The sequence below is a fragment of the Burkholderia sp. S171 genome (assembly GCF_009766085.1).
Classification (GTDB): Bacteria; Pseudomonadota; Gammaproteobacteria; order Burkholderiales; family Burkholderiaceae; genus Caballeronia.
The window spans coordinates 189,845-213,626 of sequence record NZ_LMUF01000006.1 but is presented as its reverse complement, the minus strand read 5'-3'; the positions used below and the strand labels follow the sequence as shown (position 1 = coordinate 213,626).

The following is a 23,782-nucleotide window of genomic DNA, read 5'->3' as shown; positions in this document are numbered from 1 at the left end:
TCCATAGCAGGAAACCTGGGACTTCATATCTCCCTCTCCATGCACAAACGACCAAGGCGCCCCAGGCGCCTTTTTTTATTTTCTACATTGAAGAGGATTCACATGACCATGATTCGCGGAACCCGTTTCATCGTTGGCAAGGAAGCCGCACAAATACGCGCTCTGGAAAATCAGTTCCGGAGCTATCTTCATTGACGTTGGAGCCGAAGAGACTATCGTTCCGGCCTTATGGTCGCAGGATACGTTCATCCAAAAAGCCGGCGGCAGCGAGATCATCGGCCAAATGTGGGCCTTCCCGGATAAGAAGGGACGGCCTTGCTGCCTGATCCCGGAGGCGACGGCTCTATTCCAGGAGCGGTGTAGCGAATTGCTGGGTCGTCGACAGGAACGTATGTTGTTTTACATCGCACGATGCTATCGATATGAACGACCGCAGGCCGGCCGGTATCGAGAGTTCTCGCAGCTGGGATTCGAATACCTGTGCCCCGATCCCGAACTAGCCGTCAAGCGTAGTCAGGAGATAGTGATTGCCTTTTTCGATTCACTCGGACTTAGCTATGAGATCGACGGCGCAGCTCGGAGAGGCCTCAGCTACTATCTGAACGGTCAGGGTTTCGAGATACGCTGCACTGAGCTTGGGGCGCAACAGCAAGTCGTAGGCGGTGGGTCATATCGGGAAGGTGCCGGCTTCGGCATCGGCGCAGAACGGCTGTTATTAGCGATGACGGCTCAAGGACTCGTATAGCAACATGCAACGCGGAAGAAGGCTTGCTGGTTGCGAACAATCTCAACAACTCAAATCTAGCTATGAATCCATCGCTTCGGGTGCCAACAAATAGCGACTACGCTGCCATTGCATCTTGGATCCCGGATGCCGAGGCTGCCGTTCGTTGGGCTGGTCCGCATTTATCATTTCCATTTGGTGCTTCAGAGCTGCCAGCCCTGTTAGCCGTGCCTGGCGGCGGCGAGTCCAGCTACAGCTTGATAGAGGGCTCCGTCAATCTTTGCGGTTTCGGCCAACATTGGGTTCTGCAACCAGGTGCCGTTCATCTAGGTCGGATCATCGTTGCTCCAGACGCTCGTGGACGGGGCCTTGGTCGGGAGCTTTGCCAGCGGCTCATCTCCGCCGCACTCAAGTCGACTGCTGCTGAAGCCGTCACTTTGCGGGCGTAGAGGGATAACGTGGTCGCGTTAAACCTGTATAAGGACCTCGGCTTCGTTGAGATTGCCTCTGAATCCACTGAGGACATGCTCTTTATGAAAATGCCGGCTCAACCGGCCGATCTGGAGCAAATTGGGTGACAGCAACGGGTCGGGCAGCGCCTCTCGTGCGGGCACAAGCCGGCCCAGGAGGGGTCAGTCAGGGAACGTTCTGCTGCTTTGCATTGCCGCCAAACGGTTATTTTTTGGCTCGCGCCTTCGTAACTTGATCGATGGCTGCATCAAGACTGGCCAAGTAATCTTGTCGGTTCTTTTCGGCCAGAGCCGGCCATTGCTCTTTCGGCAAGGACAGCGGTTTGTCATCCGCTGCGGCGTCGCCCATTCCGCTTGATATCGCGTTCAAACCGCTGAGATTGATCCAGCGGTATTCGTAGTTATATGGCGTCGACCTATCCCATTCCACTACCTTATGGATGGTATCTTCCAGCTTCGTCAGATCGTTGAACTGTGCCCGTCTCAATTCGACGGGCATCGTACTCACCATCGCTGACACTGCCGACCGCGCGGTAGGATCGGCGCAACGTGCTGCGTCGAATTCGCCGCGTAGCCGACCAGCATTGAACCAAAACATAGCATTGTCTAAGTCCCCCTGCTTGAACAGAGTTCGGGAGAGTGCAAAGAACACCGGTGGTGCATAATTTCCCGGTGCGTCTTCGATCTCGACAATTAAAGCGTCGTTTTCATGCCCTACAGTTTTCTGCAACCGGATCATTACCGCAGCGATAGGCTTTGTATCGATCGACGCATACTCCCCATGCATAGCAACCTCTACATTCTGCTGGTGCGTAGTTGTCGGCATCGTGAATGCAGGTGATGCGAGCGCAACGGAGGAGGTCAGATTCAATACGCCGACAGCCACTGCACCGACACACAAAATCCGGCGCCACGAGACGGTATCTCCTTGCCCCATATTTTCGTTTAGCTTCTTCATGGCGTATTGGCCCAGTTCCATATGTTTGCCCAATACAGCTTTACGGCGCGAAAGCAAATCTCTTAAGGATTTTGTTGTTGACGTCTCTCAGAGCCGATGCATGAACCCGTGCTTTTGGCCGAGGTGACATTGATGAAGGCTCACTCCACACGAACCGCGACACCCTCGTCTATGAAACACCAGAACTTAGACGGCCGATCAAAAACCCTTCTGTTACGACCGCCGCGAATGACCGTTGTGTAGAAAGTTGGCTGACCGCTTCGGGTCGACTTCGGCCCGACGCGGATTGTTCGATGGTGGCCAACTCGGCCGGTTCAACGTCGGACCGGATGTGGTCAGTAAGTGAATCGTCCGCGCGAGTTGACCACGCAACCCCACCGCACACGTACTACATCGCGTTGCCCTACTTGCGAACAAAAACATCACGATACGCGCCGTAGATCGCCAGCAGCGGCAGTGCAGTCAACACAGGTGTCGTGACAAAAGCGCGCACTGCGAACGGCATCGTTGGCATGAACAGCACAGCAAGCGTCATCAGGAGGAAGCAGCACAGCGTCACCGGCCAGTTACGCAGTGCGCCGCTGAGACTGGCGATCATGGCGTCAAGCGGTGTCATGTCGTGCAGTATCACGAGTGCTGGAGCGAAGCATGCAGCAGCAACGGCGATGGCGTAGATCGACGCGCCACACATTGCTTCGAGTGTGCCGCGCAGGCCCGGGGCGCCGCCGTAGCTGATTGACAGGCTATGGACGCCGTTGGCCGTAACCGAGGCCATCAGCGAGACATTGAAAGTCGCCAGCAGGACAACGTAACCGATTGCGACGATCGCCACCGCATACAGTCCGATCACGCAAAGCGCGTTGCTACGGCGCACAATTACCGTGCACATGTCGCGAAACGACACCGGCTCGTTCTGGCTTGCGCCCTCTTGCACGAACATCAACGCGCCAACCACGAGGGGTGCCAGCAACACTGCCAGCGGCCGCAACAACGGCAAGAGGCCGAGCAGCGTTACGAAATCGGCGCAGAGAAGCGCGATGCTGAGCCACAACACCGGCTGCATGCTGGCCGCACGCCAGCCGGCTGCGAGCCACGCGAGAAAGCGCAGGGGATTGACTTCATGGCCAGCGGGGAAGCGCAATGCAGGGGCGCTATGAATGCGGGTTTCCCTTGAAACGGCGCTCGGGTAATCGATGTTCATGACGATTTCCTCTGATAAAGCGAAAGTGGGAGTGTTGCGACAGTGTCCGGTTATTCGATCATTCAATAATTCTGTGATTCAGTGATTTGCTTCTCGTCGCCTCGTGTTCAAGATGTCGGGTCGCGATCGAGACTTGCCGAGACCACGTCGATTTGCCGCTTTACATAGCGCGTCACGGCGCGCCAGCTCATTCGTGTCAGCCAGACCCAGAACAGCAGACCCAACACGCCTATCGGCAGCATCGCGACCAGATGGTTGTATTTACCGCCCGATGCGTGGACGAGAATTCGGTCATGACCATCGGCGATGTCGACGCTGCCGTCGCGGATCTGCACCGAGTCCGGACCGCTGTTCGCGCTCAGACTGCTGGTGTTGCCGTGCGCGTCTTCCTCGATCTGCACGTGGTCGCCATCGTCGCCGGACATCTTCCATACGTCCGACTTGCCGTCCGGACCGGCACTGGCAAACGACACGCGGTCATCATCGTCATTCCTCACGTCGAGCGTCAGCACCTCATCACGGCTTACACTCAAAGTACCGTCCTTCTCTTTGGTCAGAAGTTGCCGCGCGCCATCGCTCGGGGTCTCGATGTTGAGCTGGTCGTCTTCCTTGCGCATCTTGATCGGACCGGCACGCGTCACCATCGACACCCTGCTGCCGTCCTGTAGATCGAAGACAAACCGGTTGCCGACGATCTTCAAATCTTTCAGGTTACCCGGCGATTCCTCGCTGTCCTTGTCCTTGTCGTTGTCGGGGGTGGCGCTGGCGTTGAGGCTATTCGCGTCGGCAGACTTGTCGTGTTCGCGACTTCCGAAGTGGATGGACGGAATGCCGTGCGACGGCGTGCTAAACAGGTGGTGCCCGCTCAACGCGACCACACCTACGATCCCGGCAATGGTCAGCCCCGTGAAGGTTACGTAACCGATGGTCAACACCACTAGGTACAAGATGAAAGGCACCAGTAGCAGTAAATTCAGCAGCCCCAGCCCCGCGATCGACACTATCACGCGGAACAGATTACCGAGCGAACGGCGGCTTTGCCATTGCCGGTAGTTCGCCTGCGCCTTCAGTTCGCGAGCCAGCTTGACCGGATCTCCCAGCGCGGCGACCACGTCTTCCTCGCGGCGTCCGGCGGCGATCGCATCGCCGATGTACTCGCGGTAGTCCGCCACAATTTCGTCGACCGCTTGCTTGGGCAGACTGCTGAGTTCCCGACGCAGCGCTTCGATGAATTCGTCCTGCTTCATGGGTTTTCCCCTGTGTTCTGTTTGCCTTGTTGTCCTAGCACGCAGTTGACTTCACTCACAAAACTGCGCCACTCTTCTTCCATCTCTAGCAGACTGCGCCGCCCCGCGCTCGTCAGTGAGTAGTACTTACGGGATGGTCCCGAATTCGACTCGACGAGATAAGTCGACACCCACGCTTCTGCCTGCAAGCGACGCATCAGCGGGTATATCGTGCCTTCGCTGATTTCCATTGTTTCCGCCAGCGTCGACACAAGTTGATAGGCGTAGCTATCCCCGCGGGCCAGGACGGCCAACACGCACATATCGAGCGTTCCTTTCTTTAACTGCGTTTTCATTAACCGCCACGTTTGTAGTGTGCGTTGCACGGTACCGTGCAACGCACTGTTGCCGGGTACACTTACAGCCGCGGGAATCATGATTGCACTGTAGCAGGGGCTACTATTTTATGCAAGGTACTGTTCTATGCATGCTTCCTTGCGTCGGCGAACGCGGTTGGCGGGGCGCAAAATGGCTTCGCCGTAAGTATCCTGCGGGCATTGCTTAGTCAATGGTTGGGCATTCGACGGTCCGCTTCCGAGAATAGCGACGGGCTGCTCAGGGTCGTCATCCTTCTCTGGACTGCAAAAACCGGTCACTGACCTAGATCGCGAAAATTAATAACTGATCCGACTGCAAGTGAAAATCAGAGCCACATGTGAAGGACTGGCCGGGTCCAAGGGACCGAGACGGACGAAGGCTTGGTTCCTGCCACTTGAGCGCCCATACGTTGATAAAATCCGACTGATGGTGGGTGCGATACGATGACAATCTTCGTTGCGCCGATCACCTGGGCACGGGCACACATATGCTGAAAGAGGAGCTTGCCCACACTTTTGCCCTGCGCAGCGTCGGAGACGAACAGCAGGTCTAGTTCCGCTACGGGCGAGGTGACTAAACTATAGAAGCCTACAATGCCGTTTTCATACTCGGCAACGAAAATCTCGTCTTTTGCAATCTGTGCGGGCGTCACTTCATAGGCCGCCAATATCTGCGCATAACGACCAACGTAGGCCGTAGACGAACGCATCAAGGTGGTCAAAGAATCGGCGTCTCCGCCAATCGCCCTTCGAATTGTCGCAGGATATTTCATCGCCAGATAATAACGGAGCCTGGTGGACCGCGTCCGGCCACAAGCGGACCTTCGACAATGCCGCCCTGATCGTCGACAATGTCATTTCCTTCGAGACAACGGATATCGAATGAGTGAATTTCCCCGCGACATTCACGTGACCCTGACATGCAATTCGCTACCGCCGATCGGAGAGGCAGCGAATGTCGGTTTGCAGGACAAAGAACAGCATGTCCATGCGGGCACGCGCAAACGCGACGGTTCCTTCGAATTCGAGTGCGTGGTTCAGGTGCGCGACAAGGGAGACGGCAGCATCGATTTCGCTGGACCTTTCGTCCACGGGACACCAGCGGCGCGCTTTGTCTACCTTAGCTGGAAACGTACTGTCGCCAGCGCTACACCGTGGGTGCAGCGTGTAAAAATACCGCTTGTATTCAATGCTGCCGATCTCGGCACTGCCACGGCAATCCACGCCGATATTACGGGACGTCGGCCGCATGCGACCGAGCTGATCATCTGGACCATTGCAGAGCGTCACTGAATGATGACACCGTCTGAACCGCTACGAACCGACAGACTGCATCTGCATGCGTTGAGTCCGGATGACGCGCCGGCGTTGTTCGACCTATTCCATGACCCCGATGCAATGCCTTATTGGCACACACGTCCGCATCAGACGTTGGAAGATACCCGAACTGCTATTGAAGGGATGTTGCGTCCACGCCATGCCCGCTGGTGGGCCGTGCGGACCGCCGCGACGCAAGAGACGATCGGCTTTTTGGGTTTTCTCGGCTTTGGCACGATTCCAGGCTTTGGTTATGCGCTCCATCCTGCGCATAGGTCTCACGGATACGCGGCGGAGGCGGCTCGGGTAGCGCTGAATTTCGGCTTTCAGCAATTGAATCTCGACCGTGTCGAGCTATGGATTCACGAGGCCAACACGGCGTCCCGGAGATTGGCGGAATCGCTTGGTTTTGCGCGACGCGGTTGCTTCCGCCAGCTTTATCCGCGCGAGCGTCTATCGCGAGAAACGGCGGTGTATGGCATCACACGCACGCAGTGGTCAGGAAGCGATGCGCCGACGGATGGAGTGCCGATCATATCCACGGACAGCGAGCCGGTGTTTTATGGGGTTGAGCCGATATTGGAGGTAGCTGACGTCGCCGCAGGCGTGCAATTTTACCGCGACCAATTAGGTTTCACGGTGGAGTACGCGTCTGGCGATCCGGCTTCGCACGCAGGATTGTTCCGGGGTGATTGGTCCACCCAGGGGCTGAGGCTGCAACTGACGCGGCGGATCTTGCCCTCGGGTATTCCGTCTGGTGCCCTGTACATCTCCGTTGCACCGCGATTGGACATGCTCTATAGCGAGTACCAGCTAAAGAACGTGACGATCGTGGAGCCGCTTGCAATTAAGCCTTGGGGACGCCGGGAATTCACAATTCGTGATCCAGACGGGCATCTAATGCGATTCGGGGAACCGGTTTAACTTTCGGTTCTTGACGGTTTTCCCGTGACGCAGTGGCCGACCAGAAGCCGACCTTCGACGGACGCACGCGAATCGTCGACAATCCGGACCGTATGCGGATGCTGGCTAACTTTCAACGTACGGGGGCTGTGAGCGAACCATGGCTAGTCTGTCGGAATCCTGCACGGAAGAACCTTCTAATGTTCACCGGCTGGTGATCGTCGAGGGCATCATGGGATCGGGCAAGTCAACGACCATGCGGTTCATCGCGAAACACCTGCAAGAAGCGGGGCGACCGGCGGTATATATCCATGAAAGGACCGACCCGCATCCGGTGCGCGCGACTGACGAACTCGAACACTGGTTTGAACCGTGGAGGGACACCACACCTGAGGATCTCGCGGACCGTGCATTGGCGAGATGGACCGCCTTCGTCGAGTACACGCAATCAAGTACTGATATTCCGGTATTGGATGGTCAACTTTTTCACGGAGACCTGACTCACTTGCTGCTAATGGAGGCCGATACCGCGTTGATTTGGGGCTACATACGGAAGCTAGCAACAGTCATCGCCCCGCTGAATCCGTTCGTCGTTTACCTTTGGCAGGAAGATGTCGAAGAAGCCATCATAACGGTCTGCGCAGAACGTGGTCCCGAATGGATCGATTATCAGGTCAACTGGAAGCTCGCGGCTCCCTACTGCGCGCGCCATGGTTTCGTGGGACTGGACGGGCTGATTTCCCTGTACTGTGATTACCGTCATCTTACCGACGGCCTGTTTCAGGAACTGCCGTTAGCCAAGCTCGCCATTGAAAATTCAGAGAGAGACTGGCCGGCATATGAAAGTCGAATTCTTCCCGAGTTGGGGTTGCCGACAGGGTAAGGACGCGGGCAGTGATCGGCCATAAACCGACGCTCGACGTTATCGGGCAGCTCGCCGACAACTAACGCGTCGGCGGGCTAGGGCATTGATTAGCATTCGGGAGCAGGATATTGAAAATTGAAGTCGAAATCGCGCCGAGGAAGTCCCAAGAAGTTTTGATCGAGATGGTTGTCGATTATCTGCAGGAACTTGGAGCCGATACAGAGTATCCGTACCTTCCGCTCTACTGGGAAGAGGCAGAAAGACACCCTTATTTTATTCTTGTGGACGGAAAGGTAGCTGGGTTTGCTCTGGTTAGAACATTGACCAATGCCCCGTTGTTCGAGATGGCTGAATTTTGTGTCTCGAAGTCGTATCGCGGACAATCAATAGGGCGGGAGGCCGTGCGCGCACTCTTCGAAATGCATGCAGGTGATTGGCGAGTAACAACGATGCTCGATAACCCTGAGGGTCTAAAATTTTGGCGTTCGGTCGTGCCGGTTGGTACGCCCGTTGTTCTCAGCGATGGGCCCGACGAAGATCCTTGTATGCTGATGTTGTTTAATACGGGGCCGCGTTAAATCGTAGCGGAATTCAGAGCCATCTTGTCGGCTTCGGCCGAGAACGTGTGCGCCGCGCAGCCGACTTGCGAATCATCAACGGACCTTTGAAGCGGCCATAGATGTAGCGTTGGCTCCAATAGCGGCTGCGGATCGGCCCGCAACGGCCATCATCTGGCTGAGTGCGGGCCAACAACGGCCGTTCGACAGCGATGGCCAAATCGAAGACAATCGACCGACGTCGAAACTGAAAGCGGCAATCAGGCGACCACATTGGACGATCAGTCAAAATTATCGGCCTGGCTGTTCGCCGCAGGACACGAACTTTTTCTCAAAGTATTCGACGAATAAAGCAGGCGTTGTTTCACTTGAACTGTGTTCATGAAACCAGAAAACAATTTCTCGCGTGCCTTTATCGATCTTGCCAAAATGGGGCGAACCGACTGGCGAAGGGTTGCTTTGACTATCCTGCTAGTCAAGTTCCTCAGCATCCTGTTTGTCATGACTAGCTTGATCGTCGCGGTTTCGCCAACTTTTTTCAAACATCCGTTTTTCCATATCCCGGACGCGGACCGGATTGTCGTATTGGAATTGGCGGAGGCCGCTGCCTCCATTTTCGGATTTTGGCTCGCATGCAAAAAATTCCTGCGGCGTCCGTTTCGGTCTTTGATCTCTACAGACGTGACGTTCCATATCCGACGTTGTTTGCTGGGTGCTGCGTTATATCTACCCGCGAACGCGCTCGGTCTCATGGCTATGTCGCTTTTCTTTTCGATGCGAGCTGGCGCCTGGCTGGTTCCATTTCGTCACTTCGAATGGCCGCATCACAATGCCGAGATTATCCCATCAATAGGTATGCTAATCGTCATCCCATTCCTCGCATTCGCAGAGGAACTGTTTTTCCGGGCTTGGCTGACCCAGACCCTCAGGCACTATATACGCTCCACGATTACTGTCGTTGCGTTGGTTGCCGTGCTATTTGCGGCTTACCATACGCAATATGACTTGCGAGAGAAGATGCTGATGGTGGTTTGTTCGCTCGGCTTTTCTGCCTTGAGCTTGCGCGACCAGCGCCTTGAGCTTGCGATCGGTGCGCATTCGATGATGAACGTCTGTGCGACGCTGCAATCACTGTTCTTCACGGGTCCCCTGCCTCATGCGCAGGTCCCGGCAACAATGCTCGATTGGTGCACCCTTGTCATCCTGAAAGGCGCTCTCCCCCTCGTGGTGATGTATGGGGTCCTGCAGAAAACGGGCGGTTGGTCTGCCCCAACCGACGCTCGCCTGGCGAGTCCGGGCAAGGTTCAGCCAGGATACCTATGAAGTTGACGACGTTTATCCAGGGGCGCGCCCGATAAGCAAATGTCCGCTCCCTTTCGTCAGGCGCTGAATGTCCGGTTTCCGCGAGATTGAAGGGCGGCTCCGGGTCGCGTGCCGCCGATCGCGGACCGGCGAGAGTCGGCCAGTAGGCGATGTTCGACATAGGAACATAGCCCGTTGACAATCGGCAGCATCACTTGGGTCTCTCCTCGTGCGCCGTAAGATGTGACGCGCATCGGATCATCTTTTCACCGCAGTCAGGTCAAAAAAGGAGCCTTTCGCATGACGAACACCGTGCCCGAACATCTCGACACCCTCGTCCGCGAAGTAATGGAGGAATGGCAGGTCCCCGGCCTGGCGCTGGCGGTCACGCGTGACGGCGCGGAAGATTGGGTGAAGGCTTATGGATTGCGCGACGTGGAGGCAGGTCTACCCGTCACAGGAGATACTCAGTTCATTCTTTGCTCGGTCACCAAGTCCTTTACGGCGCTGGGTCTGGCGATGCTGGTCGACGAGGGGCGGTTAGATTGGAACAGGCCGGTGCGCGACTATCTGCCTGAGTTTCGCCTGCATGACGCGGTCGCGACGGAGCGCGTCACTATCATCGATCTGCTTTCTCACCACACCGGATTGCCGCGTCACGACTGGATCTGGATGCCGGCCGACATTTCGCGCGCTGAGATGCTCGCAGCGCTGCGCTATCTCGAGCCGAGCAAAGACATTCGCACCACCTATCAATATTGCAATCTCGGTTATGTCGCGGCTGGGATGGTCGCCGAGCGGATCTCTGGTCAGACATGGGAGGATTTCACGCTGGAACGGATCATGAAGCCGCTCGGAATGGTCAATATCGGATTTTCTGACATAGACCTGGAGCGCGCTCCCGACAGCGCGCGTCCTTATATCGTGCATGATCAAGAGAAGGCCGGCGAATTCGTGCGCCGACGTGCGCGACTTTGGCCAATCGCCGATACGCCAGCCGGTGGTATCAATATTGCCGCGTCTGATATGGCGCGATACATGCAACTATATCTCACCGACGGCAAGGTCAATGACGCACGGCTCGTTTCCTCAGCGCGGCTGAAGGCGCTCTACAAGCCGCGCGTCTATACCGGCAAGTCGCCCTTCGCCGAAATGGGCGAGAGCCATTACGGGCTTGGCCTCGCGACCCACCACTATCGCGGCGAGCGGGTTGTCAGCCATTCCGGCGGCTGGATCGGCTGGGGCACGTTGATGTCGCTTGTGCCCGAGCGGCGCTTCGGCGTCACGGTGCTCATCAACCGCAACTGCTCTCCGGTCACCGAAATCGTAAGGAACGCAATCCTCGACCATCTAATAGGTAAGGATGCGATTCCCTGGTTTGATCGTTTCCGCGAGTCCCGGCGCGCCCATGTGGCGCAACGTCCGGCCGATGTCGCAGCAAAGTGCGCATCGCGGCGGACCGATGCGCCGAGCCGAACTTTGGGCGAATACGTCGGGGACTATGTCGATCCCGCCTACGGCCGCGTGACGGTCGAAGCGGCGGGAGACGCGCTCGCGTTTCGCTATCGCGGCATGTCGGGCGCGTTAATTCATCGTCACTACGACGCGTTCGAGCTCGACGAGCAACCGGAAACGTTGTGGCCGGACGGTCTTGCCGTGACGTTCCTCTATGACCGCGAGGGGCGAATCGATCGCCTCTTGGCCCCACTCGAGCCCAATGTCACGGATATTGTGTTTCACCGCAGCGCCTCGGGCGAGACACTCGACGCAGCATTTCGCCAAACCTGCGTCGGCACTTACCGCGGAGGCGCGACTGTGCACGTGGTCGCGATCGACGCTGACGGTGGCCTCACGCTCTCGCCTACCGACCAGCCGACTTATCGTCTTGATCCTTATCGTGATCGCGTCTTTGCGATTCGCGAGCTGAAAGGCTACCGCTTGGAGTTTGTTCGCGATGAAGGTGGGACCGTAGCTAAGATCATCTTTCACCAGCCCAACGGAACGTTCCAGGCTCAGCGAGAGATCCGCGCCGGATAGCCGAATCTGACACAACTTGAATGACTGTTTCGCGGAAAATTGAAGGACCGAAACGGGTCGGTTAGCGACGCTCGAAAGGCGCAGATCCGAAAAAAATATATCTACATTGGTGTGCCAGATGCACCGGTGGTGCATCTGGCATCGATCGCGCCCCCCGATCGGGAGATACTCGTTTATCGCAGGCTCCCTTCGGGTTCACAGGTTGACCTTGTAAGAAAATTCCCTCCAAGTATTTTGGTAACTTGCATGGCTTCCTTGTTGGTCTCAACAGTCAAGCAACCACAATAGGAAGAAGTTGATACAACTTTAGGCATGTTTTTATAGCCTCGGGCTCGGGCTTCCCTCGGAGGCTGAATATACGTGCCGTCGCGGTGAAGGACCGCGCCATCCGCTTTGTTAATCCAGCCACAGCGCCTAGTTGCCGCGCTGTCACTGATCATGACGATTGAAGTGGATAACGCAGCCGTTTTCGGGCGCACTCAGTCCGCAGCTTGTGGAGCAGTGGCAGAGTTACGGCATTGGTCGCGAAATGCAAGAGTCTTCTCTACTGGAACATAAGCGGTATTGCCCTGTTCCGTAAGGTACGCTTGGCTCAGTTGGTTGATACAACCGGAAATGCTAGGGTCACTCAGAGCCTGCTGTGCCTCTTCGGCCTGCTGTTTCTCGATGACCTGCTTCTTTTCGACTTCGACATCGGTTCCGTGATCGTAGGTGATGTGCTTGACCACGTTCCCCTGTAGATCCCACTGAGTGTAATCGCCATTGGGCTTGCCGACGTCCCATTCGGCATGGCCTAAGTGCTTCCCCGTCGCAGCATCGTAGGCATCTTCCGGGCCTTGTTCGATTCCGTCTACATAAGTGTTGCGATGGATCAGTTGCTTGCCATCAGGCGAGTATTTCCGCACTTCGCCGTCAAGCTTCCCGTCCGTATACGGTGCATTGAAAATCAATCCGCCCGTATTGGGATCGTACGTCTCGTCATCGCCAGATCGCGTTCCATTGTCCCAGCGGGTCAGATGTACGAGCTTGTATGTCGTAGGGCTGTACGTTTTCACTTTGCCATCTGGCATACCTTTCTTGAAGGCGGCTTCGACAAGATGATTCTCCCCCGTCTTGTCGTAGACAACGAAGTCGCCGTCTAACGTCCCATGCCTGAAGGTCATTTCCATGACGACGGTATCGGTATTAATCGCCTTGCATTTGGCATCACCGTCGAGCACCCCATCCTTGACATGCACATCACAGACGGGACTTGCCATGTAGGAGAATTCTACAGACTTGGAATAGCCTTGCTGCCTATCCAGGATGGCTCCGGATAGGATGTTGGAAAGCTTCCCAGAAAAAGGAGTATCCGAATCTCCCGCATAGATTTTGCCATTGTTGATCTGTGCATTCCGATAGTCGAGCACTCGATTTCCGCACGCGCTCAGCATTGCTGAGAAAGTTATGCACAGCACGAGCCATGCAATCCCCGTATGGCGCTGGTTCTTCATTTTTATATGTTCCTTTCAAGGAAGTGAGTTATCCGAACGGCCCCTTTTGTTGGGTACCGTTCGGAAGTTAATCGGCAAAACAACTGAGTACAAAGGTTGCGATCCATACCCAGAAGTAGGCTGGGCTCTGCTGAAGCGCCTTGCATCGCTTCCACAGATAGACGGGGACAAGAAAGGCGAATCGATTGATCTGAATCGTGTCCACTCCAGCCTTCTTCAACTGGCGCACGTCGAAGATGCTCAGGCCAACGTTGAGGATCACCGTGGCATACCAAAAGTGTCCCCAATCTAAGTCGCTAAAGTCGCTGCCACTGTCTGAAAACATCGCGGCTAGCACCCCTTGTAATACCAAGCCGAGCAGGGGGCCGAAGGCAAGCGTCCACACGATGCCATTGTTGATCTTGCTTCCAGGGAGTGCCGGTGGCGCGCTGGCATTGTTCAGGTGGGCAGCCAAGTTGGTTTTTGACAGCGGCGTCCAATCCGGAAACCCCTGCTGCCAGACGAGCGTCCGGGCGTCGATCGCGCGGTTGTTCACCAATGCGGAGATATCGGCGTCGGACACCGGACCGTGGCGTTGGCCATTTTTTTCGTAATGCCATGAATCCATGTTTTTTCCTTTGAGATGGTGAAGCTAAGAGTTCCTTTACGGCAAAACGATTGAATCTGTCGCGAACAAAAAGCCGGCGCATCTTTGGTAATAACGGCAATCATCCTTAAAAGTTGACAGTCAACCTCAAAAGTCCTTCATATGCTGAAGGCGATGCTCAACCATTCAGGTCGAAAATGGAGAGCGCATGCCGGATACGGACATTGAGCGACTGGCTGAGGTGGTAGGACGGGTCATTGCGAGGCACCGCGTGGCGAGCGGCCTGACTCAGGAGCAGGTCGCGGAGCAGTTAGGGATTGGGAACGAGGCGGTGTCGCGCATGGAGCGGGGCCTCGTCATGCCGACCTTGGCCCGCTTGGTGGAGTTGGCCGACATCTTCGAGTGCGAGGCGGCAGACCTGCTGACCGGAGCCAGTGGCCGAACCAGTGACCAGGCGAAGTACCTTGGGCAATTGCTAGCGAAGCTGAACGGTAACGACCGGGCCATGGTCATCGAGATTGTTGAGCGCCTGGCCGGAAGGCTGGCCAGACGCTGACTTTCCTCCAATCAATAGCCATCGGGTAAGAGGATCGTCGTCACCGAGCGATCCGCCTCGGTGATAATCGAGACCTTTCCTCCATCCAGCAGCGCGTAGCTCGACAGCAGGCGCATGCCCAGCAGCAGCGCCAGATCGTTCTGAAGCTGGTCTTCCTTCGACAGATCGCCCCAGTCGCCGTGTAGATGGCGGGCTAGTAACAGGACGCCCGGTATGCCGGCCGCCTCCAGCGCTGCCTGTGCGGCTGGGGTGATGATCGGCTTGCCGATCGGGAAGCGCGGCCCATCCTTCGTGCAAGTGCTCATGCGTGTGTGCTCCAGAGCTGGGTAGGTTGCAGTTGGGCCGGATGCCAGCTCCGGGCAGGCTGCGGGGTGTGCGGGACCGCCGGCTTGAGCCGGTTCTCGTCGACGAGCTGGATCGTGGTGCGCGAGCGATCCCATTCGGTGACAACCAGAACCCTGGCACCGTCGGGCAGACGATAGAGGGACAGCAGGCGCAGGCCGGCAGCGATCGACAGGTCGTTCTGCTGGCGGTCCTCGTCAGATAAGTCGCCCCAGTCGCCTGCAATGTGGCGCAGCAGGACGCTGATGACCGGAATGCCGTTCGCGCGTAGCGCAGCGTGTGCCGCAGGGGCGACGAGCAGCCGCCCGGGATGGAACAGCGGCTTGAGTCTTGTGAGCTGATGCATGATGAATATCTCCAGATAAAGGGCGAGCAAGGACCTCCGGTCGTGACGGATACGAGGTCGCGATAAATGAAAGAGCCGGTGAAAATTCACCGGCTCAGGTCGGGTAGATCGTTGGAGTGGGGGTGCCGCGCGCCAGCAGAGGGCGTTCTCGTAGCAGGTGGCACCCGCTTGCTCAGGCTGGCAAGGAGCGCCTGACTGTTCGCGTCGAGATACGGCAGGATGATTCCTGCGACTGGCATCGCGGCTAGTGCATGGGCAGCCCGCCTTTTGCGGTACTGCTCGTAGCAGACGGCAACGGCCAAACTGGCGACGGCGACGCCAGCGATGACACCAAGCAGCTTCAGCGTGCTCGAGGGCGGCGTTTTGCGGCAGATCAGCGTGATTGCGGACATGAATTTCTCCGGATGAAACGCGAGCACATGCGTCCGACACCGTCGGATACGGGACTCGCTAAACGAGAGGGAAAGACGGAAGGGAAGAACAGCCGGACGCAGGACGCGTCGTGAACGGCGTGGATGAGGCAGGAAACTACCGCGCGTTGGAGGCGAGCGCGTTGGGGTGATGCTTCGCGAGGATCAGGTTCATCTGGTCGACCAAATCGGGCCGCCTGAATGTCAGGTGGCCGTTGCCGTTTTTGCACCAGCGCAACCGCAGGTAGTCGTTTTCGGCTTCGGTGCGCCGTTCCTGCCGGGCGTCCGAAACCAGGCAGTAGGCGCCGTGCCGATGATCGGGTTCGGGCTTGCCGTCGAGCACGCAGAACACGCGGATCAGGTCGTCCAGCTCATCGGTGACGCGGTGATTGGGCGAGCCGTGATCGAACAGATACCGCACGATGATCCGCTTGCCGAATTTGAGCGGTTGGTTGGTTTTGTAATCCCACGACAGCCGGCGGAAGCAGGCGATCACGCCGCGCTCAAACATGTCGCCACGCGCGCCGTAGAGCTGTACGAACGTGGCCTCGATGTTGGCGGCTGTCAGCTCCGGCACATCGCCTCGGCAATCTGCTTGTTCCACTGCTCGCATGCGCGGGCGTCCATGAAGGTGCGCAATCCCGATTCGGACAGCAGGAAGCTCCAGCCGTGCGTATCGATGGTGTGCAGGATGGCTTTCTCGGCATCGGCGCGGTTCGCGTATTCACCGGTGACGACCGGTGTTCCGCGCCGCGAGTAGCTGTTGTCGATCACGAGCCGTGGAAAACCGAGTGCACGGCGCGTGCGAGCTGTTCTGCTTCGGCGAGCAGGTCGAGGGCTGAGCGGACGCGTTCGACCACGGCGGCGCGCTGGTTGGCGAGGTTGGCGATGCTGATGCTCTTTACAAGATCGGTGGTGGTGTCCATGGGCCTCCGGCCGGTATGGCATTAAGGTGGTTGAAGGTTGGAGAAAGAAAGCCGGGCACGAGGCCCGGCGGTTATGCCGTTACGTTGCGCTCGGCGAGCTGCCTGCGCAGTGCAACTGCCCTGGCCTGGGAGCAGCGAAGATGGCGGCGAATATCAGCGACCGTCGCGCGCACCTGTCTTGCCTGGACGGCTTGCGCGAGTTTCACCAGTTCGGTCGCTGGTTGACCTGCGGTCGCGGTGCCTGCGGGCGTGACCGCTGGATGCGAGGGCATGACGCCCGCGTGACTCGCTGTGACCGGCGACGAACCGGGCGTGACTGCGCTGATTGCCAGCGAGTCAGCGCAGGTGACTTCCGGCCTGACTGACGAGGCGTCACGACTCGTTTCCTTTACTGGGTCATGTGCCGGTGTCGGCTCACGTGTCGAGTCGGGCAGCCCCAACGCCAGAAACCAGAACAGGCACGCGACGCATTCGAGTACACCTGCGAAGACGAGTCCCGATGCGAGGTCTACGCGCGCGGCCGTGACACCGAGCGAAGTCGCCAGACGACTCGTGACCGGATCGTCACGTACCGAGTCACGCAAGGCGTCACGCGTCGCCGTCGCACGTTCCGTTTCATCGCGCTGGCGGTCTTCGGCTGCCTGCCGCCGTTTCGCTTCGTTGGCCTCCACATCCAACGCATCGAGTTTCGCGGCAAGCGACACTCGGGTGACGCGTAATGCAGGACAGTCACGGATGCAACGCCGCATATTCGCGCGAGAGAGAGCCGCTATCACGTCGGCGCGTTCTGCTGCAATGATGGGCAGACCGCGCGCAGCCGATGGAACCGGCGGCGAGATCACCGGCGCCGCGGGCACGACCACAACTGGCAATGCTGCTACGCGCCTGGCCCCGGTGTGTTCTTGCGCGAGCAGGAAGAAAGTCGCGTGGCCGTAGCACGTCACCGCCATGCAGACGACCCAAAGTCCGCCCCCGACGACACGCACCATCATGGGAGCCGTGCGACAGAGCGCGGGCAACACGTGGGCGCTGACCACCAGCACGGCGCCGATGGCGACCCACGCAACGCGCTCGGAGAACCAGCCGCCGCGCTGCCAGCCCGCGAGCACTGAGATGCACAGCGCTGTCGCAGTCGAGGCGAACGCCAGCCAGAGCGCGCATCCGGCGGGCGGAGCGCGACGCTGGACACGGTTGATCAACTCCATTCTCGATTTTCCTCCCTGGTTGTGTTTGCGCTGCCAGATCGTGGTTCACGCGTTTCCGGCGGCTCCTGCGCCTGCTGCGCTTCCTGCATTTCCTCCTTGTGGTAAAAGACCGTCCAGTCGCCGAAATACCGCTCATCGAAGGCAATCAGATCCTGCACAATGCTCAGTACGGCCTCCGGGCATGGCGTGCATTTCCCCGTCGTCATGTCGGTGATGTCGCCCGTATCCGCGAAGTACAGCGCTGCGCGTTGGCCGTCGATGAAGCACAGCTTGACCTCCGACGCGTAGGTGGTGTGCGCGTATTCGAGCGGACCGATGACCGGGCCTGCAAAGCCCCAATCGTCCATATCGGCATCGGGCGCATCGCGTCCGTGAAAGAGACCCAGATACAGTCCCGCTGGCAGTTCAGGGTCATGAGCCCCGTACAGCGGTAAGCTCCGGCCATCCCGGCAGATAAAGCAGGGGATGTCGGTGGGGTGAGCGGCGGCGTTCATGCTGCGTTCCCCGAAAGCGACGCCGCTTTACCGTTGAGCTTGTCAAGCAGGCTCGGCTTGCTACTGTGCTGGCTGCCGCCCCTGCCGCCGGCTTTGCGCGCCGCAGTCCTCTTGCCGGACCTCGCTGGGACAGCCGGTGCGTTTGGCCCAGTTTGATGAAAGCCTTCGCCACGCTCGCCGCCTTCGCCGTCGCGCTTATCCGATGCGCCCGGATAGAACTCCTTGGCCACTGCAGCGCTTTCTTCGGCGCTCTCCTCAAACGCACCGTTAGCGAAACCGGCCCGCGCCGCCGCATCGAGCGCAGTCTGATCGAAGCCCGCCTCCCGGCGGCGCGCATCCAGCTCGCGCGCCTGGACGATGGCTTCCTCCAGCGAACTGCCGAAACGCACACCAAGATCTGCGTAGTAGATAGCTGTTCGGTAGCTTTGCGTGGTGCTCTTGCCACGCAGCTTGAGCTCCAGTGGCAGACACGCGAGCAGCCCACCCGACACTGCACTGAAGTAATGCAGCCGCGCGGAGAGTGTGCGGATCGAGTTGTACGACGTGGTCCGGAAGATGAACGAACCCGTCTCGTCTTCCTCGCCGATCAGCACGTTGAGACGCCCATACGGCTTGCAGCCACCCGCCTGGGCGAACGCGCAGCCGTCTGGCGATGGACACGGCAGGCTTTCGATGCCGTTGTCACCCGCTCGTTTGCAGGTTTCACCGTTGCCCACGCAGATTGGACGACCGGTGTCGCGGTCGAACAGCGAATACTCGGCCCGCAGGCTCAGATCGGGATCGCTGAACAGCAGCCGGACCGGGATCGCGCGCAGCTTCCCGGTGTTCGCTTTTCTCAATTCCTCGTCGAGTGGATGCAGGACCCATCCATCGCGGTTTTGCACCTGGCTGGTGACCGTGAATTGGTCGTCTTTCTCCGGCAAGCGCTTGCCGTTCTTCTCGACAACGCGCCCGATCGAAATACGCCCGAGAATCGGAGGCGTGATAGCAAGTCCTTTGATCATTGCTGCTCCTTTGAATGAGATGTGGTTTCGTTGATCGTTGGGTTTTCGGTCGCTTGGATGGCGTCTATTTGGGCTTCCACGCGAGTAGACGTTGACGATTCGGCAACAGGTGTATCGAGCGCAGGCACCTTCGGTTTTACGTCTTTGCCGCTAATCATGATGAAGCTGCCCGAAACCAAACCGCCGAGCCGCCTAATCCAAGGACGCGCCCCAATCACCACTGCGTCCGCTATGTAATTCCGAGCGAGTGATTCCGACTCAAAAATCTCGGGCCACTCGCGAGCCCTGGCTGCTTCGAACATAGAAACTCCGATTTTAAAAAGACGCACAGTGACCCCGCACGGTCAGTGACGCGCAGGGTCAGCGCAAAGCCCTCGAAGGAGGCCGTCGAGATGTGCTGGTTACAAGGAACTTAGACGCTGACGAGAAACCGCCGACTGCCGGGTTTGTTGAGGGGATAGTGGGTGAGCAGGTCTGGCTGGGCTTGAAGGAGCTTTTCGATGTCCAGGCCGTTGCCGTCCTTACTGCGTTTCCAACTGACCGATCCGGTCTCAAAGACTGCGCGCGTCGCGTCCGCCATACGCTGCTGGATCTTTTGCTTTAATTGCGCTTCCAGCCTTACGCTGTTGTCGATCGCTTCACGCACCGTCACCAGATCGGCAAACGTTGACGAAAATTCACGGTCGCTGGTCAAGTCAATCGTATTCCCCGAGTCCTGGGGATACAGCGCCCGTAGCGCGACATCAGAAGATTCGCTTCCATCCGCAGGTGGTGGAATATCCATCTCGACGTGAGACCAGAAACGCCGCTCGAGTTCGATGAGCCGCGCAATCAGCGCGTCGTCGCGATCGATTCGATAGATCCGAATCTCTTGGCCACGCACCAGCACGCACACGTCGGCTGCCGACTTTCCGGTCACCGCCAGTTGGTGCTGGACTTGACACACGACGTATTCCGGCACCCCATCGCGCCATAGCCGAGCGCCGAATTCCCCGGCTGTCTTACACTCAAGAATCTTGACGTCGCCTGAGCCGATCACTTCACGATCGACGTTGGCGAGCATCCACGCTTTGTCCGGGTCCGGATGCTGTAGAACGGCGTTGATGCGTCTGACGCGATTGCCCGTTCGCTTCGTGTAGTGCGCAGCTACTATCGGTTCTAGCAATGTCCCCCAGTACATCGGGCTTGTCTCGTCGTTGAGATCGATCTTGGGCAAACCGCCGTCGCGGCCTGTTTTGATCATCCACAGTTCGAGCGGTGACTGATAGGGATTGACTCCCACCGCGGCTCCGGCGTCGCTACTGCCGATCCCGCGTTTGCGAACCGTCAACCATTCGTCCCGGTTCAACTGGTTGGTTTTGACTAGTTTTAATGCCGGGCGCCCCTTTCGCGGCCCGGCGTCTTCAACAGCGCTCATATTCGGCTCCTTATAAAAACGAAGCCCGGCGCAAGGTGAGTGCGGCCGGGCGGGTAGGGAACAAGATTTAACGGATCAGCTCGCCATCACCATGGCTTGATCAAGTGCCTTCTGTTTAAGCGTCGCGCCTTGACCGAACCACGCGGACTCCAATCGATGGTCGGTTGACCGCGCACGCCGCTCGTGATCAACGTACTCGGTGACGGCATTCAACAAACCGAACGCGGTTCCCTTGGACGATGCCAACTCAGCACCCTTACCATCGCCTTCATAGAGCGCCATGACCTTCTTCATGGCGCGCTCATTGGAGAGGCCCGCAGCCGTCGTCGTCGGATCGGTGAATACGCGTAAAATGTAGTTCATTGCCTCATGCGACTTCACGCGACGTTCGGACAGGGTCTTCATGCGGTACATGAACGAATCCCATGAGGAGATCGAGATTCCCAACTGCTTCTTGACCGCTTGTGGATCAAAGCTCGTGCTGTGAGGAACTTTGACCGCGCTGCTAGCGTTGGAGAGCGCGACTGCGAGCGTGTTGTTGCAAACGACGCGCACACTCGTGAATTGGGCAGTCGTCGCAAGCGTGCCATCGCACGCGGTGGCTAGAAGCAGATAACCGTTGACCCGGTCGTTACCCTTTAAGACGGCCGACTGGTTCGTCTTCGCCAACGCCCAGATCTTGCGGCCGCCTTTTAGAATGCCGGCCGTTTCTAGTTCGAAACCAGAGACCTCGGTGAGATCTTTGTAGAACTCGAGAATTTCGCGAGGCTGGACGACCTGGTAGCGGCTGCTGACGACCGACAGGGGCGCGTTTGTGTCCGAGCGATACAGCACTTTCTGTTCGGGGAAGCTCTTGATGGCGCCGAGGCCGCCGGCGCTTTCCGTCATGAAGCGAACCGGTGTTTCCTTGATGTCGAACGAGATACCAGATTGCTGCGCCCAGACTTCGATGGGTTGTTTGGTGCTTAAACGGTTTCCAATACCGTGCCAAGGCACGGCATTCACATAAGCCATTGATTCGACGAGATGAGCCATAAATAAAATCCTTTAAGATGAGCTGTATAGACGCGACAACGCCGCCAACGGGAGTCGGCAGAGATCGGTGCGCACTGCTGGCTAGCTGGGCAAAGGTGAGCTAGTACGGGAGAGCGAATAGACGTTCGAGCGAAACGCTCCAGACGCTTACTTCAATTGAAACGAGAGAAATGAGGCGGGTGAAATCTGCAGAATGAAGAGTGGTGATGACCGGGCGATCAACCGCGTGGTTTGCTGAATAGGTAGTCGCAGGCGAGACAATGGAAGTTATCGAGAACGTTGTCATCAATGACCTCGCCGACCGCAGCACCTGCGATGCAACCCGCGGCTCCGCCGATCAAGGCGCCCACGACTGCGCCAGCGATGCCGCCGATTGCTGCGCCTATCGGACCGCCACTCAATAGACCGACAGTCGCGCCGATTTCGGCTGAGGGCATACAAGCCGCAGCCGCGCTAGCGGCTCCGGCGACGGTTCCGATGGTGCTAGCGAGCTTACGTGCGCGGTTCTTCGCGGTGATCTGCTCCGACGCGCACTTTGGACAGCAAATAGTGGTGCGAAACTGTCGCGCGTTTGCTGCAGTTGAAAACGAAGTTTCGCCATCAAATTCTTCTCTGTCGTCCATTACTTGATGCCTCCGATTTAATGTGCTTGATGTAGTTACCGATCCCGATAGCAGAGAGAGCGCCAAATGTAAGAACGATGGCGAATGCTGCCAGCAGCTCGATGGGCGAGTTGTTCGATGGCATGATGACTCGCTGAGTATGAAAGACCATGGATCAATCGATCTGAACGGGCCTAAGCTGATGAGCCAGTTCAGTGTCGTGATATAGGGCTCAGATTATTTTCAATCACTGTGGTGAGGGCATAAAGCGCAGAGGATTTTCCTCTGCGCTTTATGCCGCTTCTTTCAAAGCCAGACAGGTTGGAAGGGCCTCGAAGGGGCACACCGTCGAATGCATCTGTTTTGGACGGGTCCGCGAACAGGCCGTAATGCGCAGGCGCTACAAGCCAGCGCACAAGATATGTCGTAACGCCATAAGTGGTTAAAGAACTCAGTCACACGGACCGTCAATCGTCTTGTCGCGAGCGCACTCGGTGCAGCAATCGGTCCCACGAAACGTGACTCCTTGTTCGTTCGAGGCGAGACACCGCCGATCGAAAATTGCTACACGCCCGGCTTTCAGTGGAACGTGTCGGCCTCAACGTCTTTTTTGACCGCCTGAATCATGCTCCGCTGCAACGTGCTCACCATCTTTGCGGCGCCCGTTGACCAGTCCCCAATCGAACGCGCTTGGTCGAACCGCGGGTATCGGCATAGCGACGAGCGCGCTGCCTTTGCCATGCTCGCGTCGCGCCGTGTATTGCCGGTGGGTAGAAACTGTTCGCTTCGTTCAACTTGCGGGCCAGCCGCGCCGATCCAGCATTAACTCCAGCCAAGCCGCGGCGCAAGATAGGCTGGATTATCCCGCCCAAAGCGAACGCGGAATTCGTGGCGGCGATGGAAAACGTGCTCGATGTCTACGACAAGCCATACGACGCGGCGCGCCCCGTGGTATGTATGAACGACACGCCACGGGCAGTTGTTCGCCCGACCTCCTAACGGGTCAAAGCGGCACCAGGGCGTCCTGCGCAGAAGGGCTATAAGTACGAGCGCTGCGGCGTGTGCAATGTCTTCATGGCATCGGACCCCTGGCCTGACGGCGTCTGACCAAAGTCACCGAATCCCGGACCAAGGTGCAACGGTCACGCTTTGTGCGGAGTATTTGCCGAGGCCTACCCACGCGAGCACCGTGTCGAGGGTGCATCTTGGTCAATAGTGTTCACTTGTCCACCTATTCGTTAAGTGGACAACATGCTCCCAAGGCTGCTACGTCGACTCAAGATGCCATCACCGGCCGCTTACGCTCGTTCCGTGTCGATGAGCCAATTCTGGACCGTTCTTTCGCTCGCGGCAGTTCAGCGGAGTGGCCTTCTTAACTGCTGACCTGGAGTTAGCGCCTCCTGGCATGCGATCACCCCCTTACGGTCTG

The 23,782-nt window shown here is 57.8% G+C and carries 26 protein-coding genes and 2 pseudogenes; 10 read left to right on the top strand and 18 right to left on the bottom strand.

What is annotated here, in order from left to right; all coding sequences use genetic code 11:
• The first annotated feature begins 133 nt into the window (after window positions 1–133).
• Both GSQ93_RS02595 and GSQ93_RS38630 read left to right on the top strand, forming a co-directional pair.
• Complete coding sequence (locus GSQ93_RS02595; RefSeq protein ID WP_158934108.1) at window positions 134–745, top strand: ATP phosphoribosyltransferase regulatory subunit; 612 nt, start codon at window positions 134–136, stop codon at window positions 743–745.
• A 62-nt stretch (window positions 746–807) separates the two neighbouring features.
• Complete coding sequence (locus tag GSQ93_RS38630; protein ID WP_367889730.1) at window positions 808–1,173, top strand: GNAT family N-acetyltransferase; 366 nt, start codon at window positions 808–810, stop codon at window positions 1,171–1,173.
• Between the two features lie 226 nt (window positions 1,174–1,399).
• Here the strand turns inward: GSQ93_RS38630 and GSQ93_RS02585 are convergent, their stop codons facing one another.
• The 5 genes from GSQ93_RS02585 to GSQ93_RS02565 form a co-directional block, all read right to left on the bottom strand.
• Window positions 1,400–2,173 carry a hypothetical protein gene (locus GSQ93_RS02585; RefSeq protein ID WP_158934106.1) on the bottom strand — a complete coding sequence of 258 codons (774 nt, stop codon included), beginning with the start codon at window positions 2,171–2,173 and terminating at the stop codon, window positions 1,400–1,402.
• 382 nt (window positions 2,174–2,555) lie between these two features.
• Window positions 2,556–3,353, bottom strand: coding sequence for a BPSS1780 family membrane protein (locus GSQ93_RS02580; RefSeq protein ID WP_158934105.1), 798 nt, complete (start codon window positions 3,351–3,353; stop codon window positions 2,556–2,558).
• A gap of 107 nt (window positions 3,354–3,460) precedes the next feature.
• Window positions 3,461–4,600 carry a DUF1700 domain-containing protein gene (locus GSQ93_RS02575; RefSeq protein WP_158934104.1) on the bottom strand — a complete coding sequence of 380 codons (1,140 nt, stop codon included), beginning with the start codon at window positions 4,598–4,600 and terminating at the stop codon, window positions 3,461–3,463.
• Window positions 4,597–4,935, bottom strand: coding sequence for a PadR family transcriptional regulator (locus tag GSQ93_RS02570; RefSeq protein WP_158934103.1), 339 nt, complete (start codon window positions 4,933–4,935; stop codon window positions 4,597–4,599). Before GSQ93_RS02570 ends, GSQ93_RS02575 begins: the two co-directional genes overlap by 4 nt.
• A 347-nt stretch (window positions 4,936–5,282) precedes the next feature.
• Window positions 5,283–5,729 carry a GNAT family N-acetyltransferase gene (locus GSQ93_RS02565; RefSeq protein WP_158934102.1) on the bottom strand — a complete coding sequence of 149 codons (447 nt, stop codon included), beginning with the start codon at window positions 5,727–5,729 and terminating at the stop codon, window positions 5,283–5,285.
• 109 nt (window positions 5,730–5,838) lie between these two features.
• On the opposite strand from GSQ93_RS02565, the gene GSQ93_RS02560 reads away from it, so the two are divergent.
• The 6 genes from GSQ93_RS02560 to GSQ93_RS02535 all read left to right on the top strand — a co-directional run bounded on the left by GSQ93_RS02560 (window position 5,839) and on the right by GSQ93_RS02535 (window position 11,937).
• The gene (locus GSQ93_RS02560) at window positions 5,839–6,249 is read left to right on the top strand and encodes a DUF5990 family protein (RefSeq protein WP_158934101.1); all 411 of its coding nucleotides are present in this window, start codon (window positions 5,839–5,841) and stop codon (window positions 6,247–6,249) included.
• Window positions 6,250–7,197: a GNAT family N-acetyltransferase gene (locus tag GSQ93_RS02555; protein WP_089159647.1), complete on the top strand. Its 948-nt coding sequence runs from the start codon at window positions 6,250–6,252 to the stop codon at window positions 7,195–7,197. It begins immediately after the preceding gene.
• Between the two features lie 139 nt (window positions 7,198–7,336).
• Window positions 7,337–8,059, top strand: coding sequence for a hypothetical protein (locus GSQ93_RS02550; RefSeq protein WP_254073720.1), 723 nt, complete (start codon window positions 7,337–7,339; stop codon window positions 8,057–8,059).
• A gap of 110 nt (window positions 8,060–8,169) precedes the next feature.
• Window positions 8,170–8,619 carry a GNAT family N-acetyltransferase gene (locus GSQ93_RS02545; protein WP_158934100.1) on the top strand — a complete coding sequence of 150 codons (450 nt, stop codon included), beginning with the start codon at window positions 8,170–8,172 and terminating at the stop codon, window positions 8,617–8,619.
• 360 nt (window positions 8,620–8,979) lie between these two features.
• Window positions 8,980–9,921: a CPBP family intramembrane glutamic endopeptidase gene (locus GSQ93_RS02540; protein ID WP_158934099.1), complete on the top strand. Its 942-nt coding sequence runs from the start codon at window positions 8,980–8,982 to the stop codon at window positions 9,919–9,921.
• A gap of 279 nt (window positions 9,922–10,200) precedes the next feature.
• Window positions 10,201–11,937 (top strand): serine hydrolase, encoded by a 1,737-nt coding sequence (locus GSQ93_RS02535; RefSeq protein ID WP_158934098.1) that lies wholly within the window; start codon window positions 10,201–10,203, stop codon window positions 11,935–11,937.
• Between the two features lie 479 nt (window positions 11,938–12,416).
• Here GSQ93_RS02535 and GSQ93_RS02530 read toward each other — a convergent pair whose 3' ends face one another.
• Window positions 12,417–13,430 (bottom strand): toxin-antitoxin system YwqK family antitoxin, encoded by a 1,014-nt coding sequence (locus GSQ93_RS02530; RefSeq protein ID WP_158934097.1) that lies wholly within the window; start codon window positions 13,428–13,430, stop codon window positions 12,417–12,419.
• 67 nt (window positions 13,431–13,497) lie between these two features.
• Window positions 13,498–14,037 carry a DUF4339 domain-containing protein gene (locus GSQ93_RS02525; RefSeq protein WP_158934096.1) on the bottom strand — a complete coding sequence of 180 codons (540 nt, stop codon included), beginning with the start codon at window positions 14,035–14,037 and terminating at the stop codon, window positions 13,498–13,500.
• A gap of 187 nt (window positions 14,038–14,224) precedes the next feature.
• On the opposite strand from GSQ93_RS02525, the gene GSQ93_RS02520 reads away from it, so the two are divergent.
• Window positions 14,225–14,572 (top strand): helix-turn-helix domain-containing protein, encoded by a 348-nt coding sequence (locus tag GSQ93_RS02520; RefSeq protein WP_158934095.1) that lies wholly within the window; start codon window positions 14,225–14,227, stop codon window positions 14,570–14,572.
• A gap of 11 nt (window positions 14,573–14,583) precedes the next feature.
• Here the strand turns inward: GSQ93_RS02520 and GSQ93_RS02515 are convergent, their stop codons facing one another.
• From GSQ93_RS02515 to GSQ93_RS02465, 11 genes and pseudogenes are all read right to left on the bottom strand, one after another.
• Window positions 14,584–14,877, bottom strand: coding sequence for a hypothetical protein (locus GSQ93_RS02515; protein WP_158934094.1), 294 nt, complete (start codon window positions 14,875–14,877; stop codon window positions 14,584–14,586).
• On the bottom strand, window positions 14,874–15,290 hold the full coding sequence (locus tag GSQ93_RS02510) for a hypothetical protein (RefSeq protein WP_254073719.1): 417 nt from the start codon (window positions 15,288–15,290) through the stop codon (window positions 14,874–14,876). The genes GSQ93_RS02515 and GSQ93_RS02510 overlap by 4 nt, the downstream gene beginning before the upstream one ends.
• A 56-nt stretch (window positions 15,291–15,346) precedes the next feature.
• Window positions 15,347–15,652 carry a hypothetical protein gene (locus GSQ93_RS02505; protein ID WP_158934093.1) on the bottom strand — a complete coding sequence of 102 codons (306 nt, stop codon included), beginning with the start codon at window positions 15,650–15,652 and terminating at the stop codon, window positions 15,347–15,349.
• A 136-nt stretch (window positions 15,653–15,788) separates the two neighbouring features.
• Window positions 15,789–16,596 (bottom strand): annotated as a pseudogene (locus GSQ93_RS02500) (DUF4942 domain-containing protein).
• Between the two features lie 71 nt (window positions 16,597–16,667).
• Entirely contained in the window at window positions 16,668–17,801 is a 1,134-nt protein-coding gene (locus GSQ93_RS02495; RefSeq protein WP_158934092.1) for a hypothetical protein, read from the bottom strand.
• On the bottom strand, window positions 17,792–18,295 hold the full coding sequence (locus tag GSQ93_RS02490) for a hypothetical protein (protein ID WP_216857570.1): 504 nt from the start codon (window positions 18,293–18,295) through the stop codon (window positions 17,792–17,794). Before GSQ93_RS02490 ends, GSQ93_RS02495 begins: the two co-directional genes overlap by 10 nt.
• A complete protein-coding gene (locus tag GSQ93_RS02485; protein ID WP_158934091.1) occupies window positions 18,292–19,299 on the bottom strand; it encodes a phage capsid protein in 1,008 nt (335 codons plus the stop codon). The genes GSQ93_RS02490 and GSQ93_RS02485 overlap by 4 nt, the downstream gene beginning before the upstream one ends.
• A complete protein-coding gene (locus tag GSQ93_RS02480) occupies window positions 19,296–19,601 on the bottom strand; it encodes a hypothetical protein (protein WP_158934090.1) in 306 nt (101 codons plus the stop codon). The genes GSQ93_RS02485 and GSQ93_RS02480 overlap by 4 nt, the downstream gene beginning before the upstream one ends.
• A 110-nt stretch (window positions 19,602–19,711) precedes the next feature.
• Complete coding sequence (locus GSQ93_RS02475; protein WP_158934089.1) at window positions 19,712–20,716, bottom strand: YqaJ viral recombinase family protein; 1,005 nt, start codon at window positions 20,714–20,716, stop codon at window positions 19,712–19,714.
• 75 nt (window positions 20,717–20,791) lie between these two features.
• Window positions 20,792–21,751, bottom strand: coding sequence for a DUF932 domain-containing protein (locus GSQ93_RS02470; protein WP_158934088.1), 960 nt, complete (start codon window positions 21,749–21,751; stop codon window positions 20,792–20,794).
• Between the two features lie 218 nt (window positions 21,752–21,969).
• The gene (locus tag GSQ93_RS02465) at window positions 21,970–22,188 is read right to left on the bottom strand and encodes a hypothetical protein (RefSeq protein ID WP_254073718.1); all 219 of its coding nucleotides are present in this window, start codon (window positions 22,186–22,188) and stop codon (window positions 21,970–21,972) included.
• Between the two features lie 999 nt (window positions 22,189–23,187).
• Here GSQ93_RS02465 and GSQ93_RS37920 point away from each other — a divergent pair.
• Window positions 23,188–23,516 (top strand): annotated as a pseudogene (locus GSQ93_RS37920) (IS630 family transposase); the annotation flags it as partial.
• Window positions 23,517–23,782 lie beyond the last annotated feature (266 nt).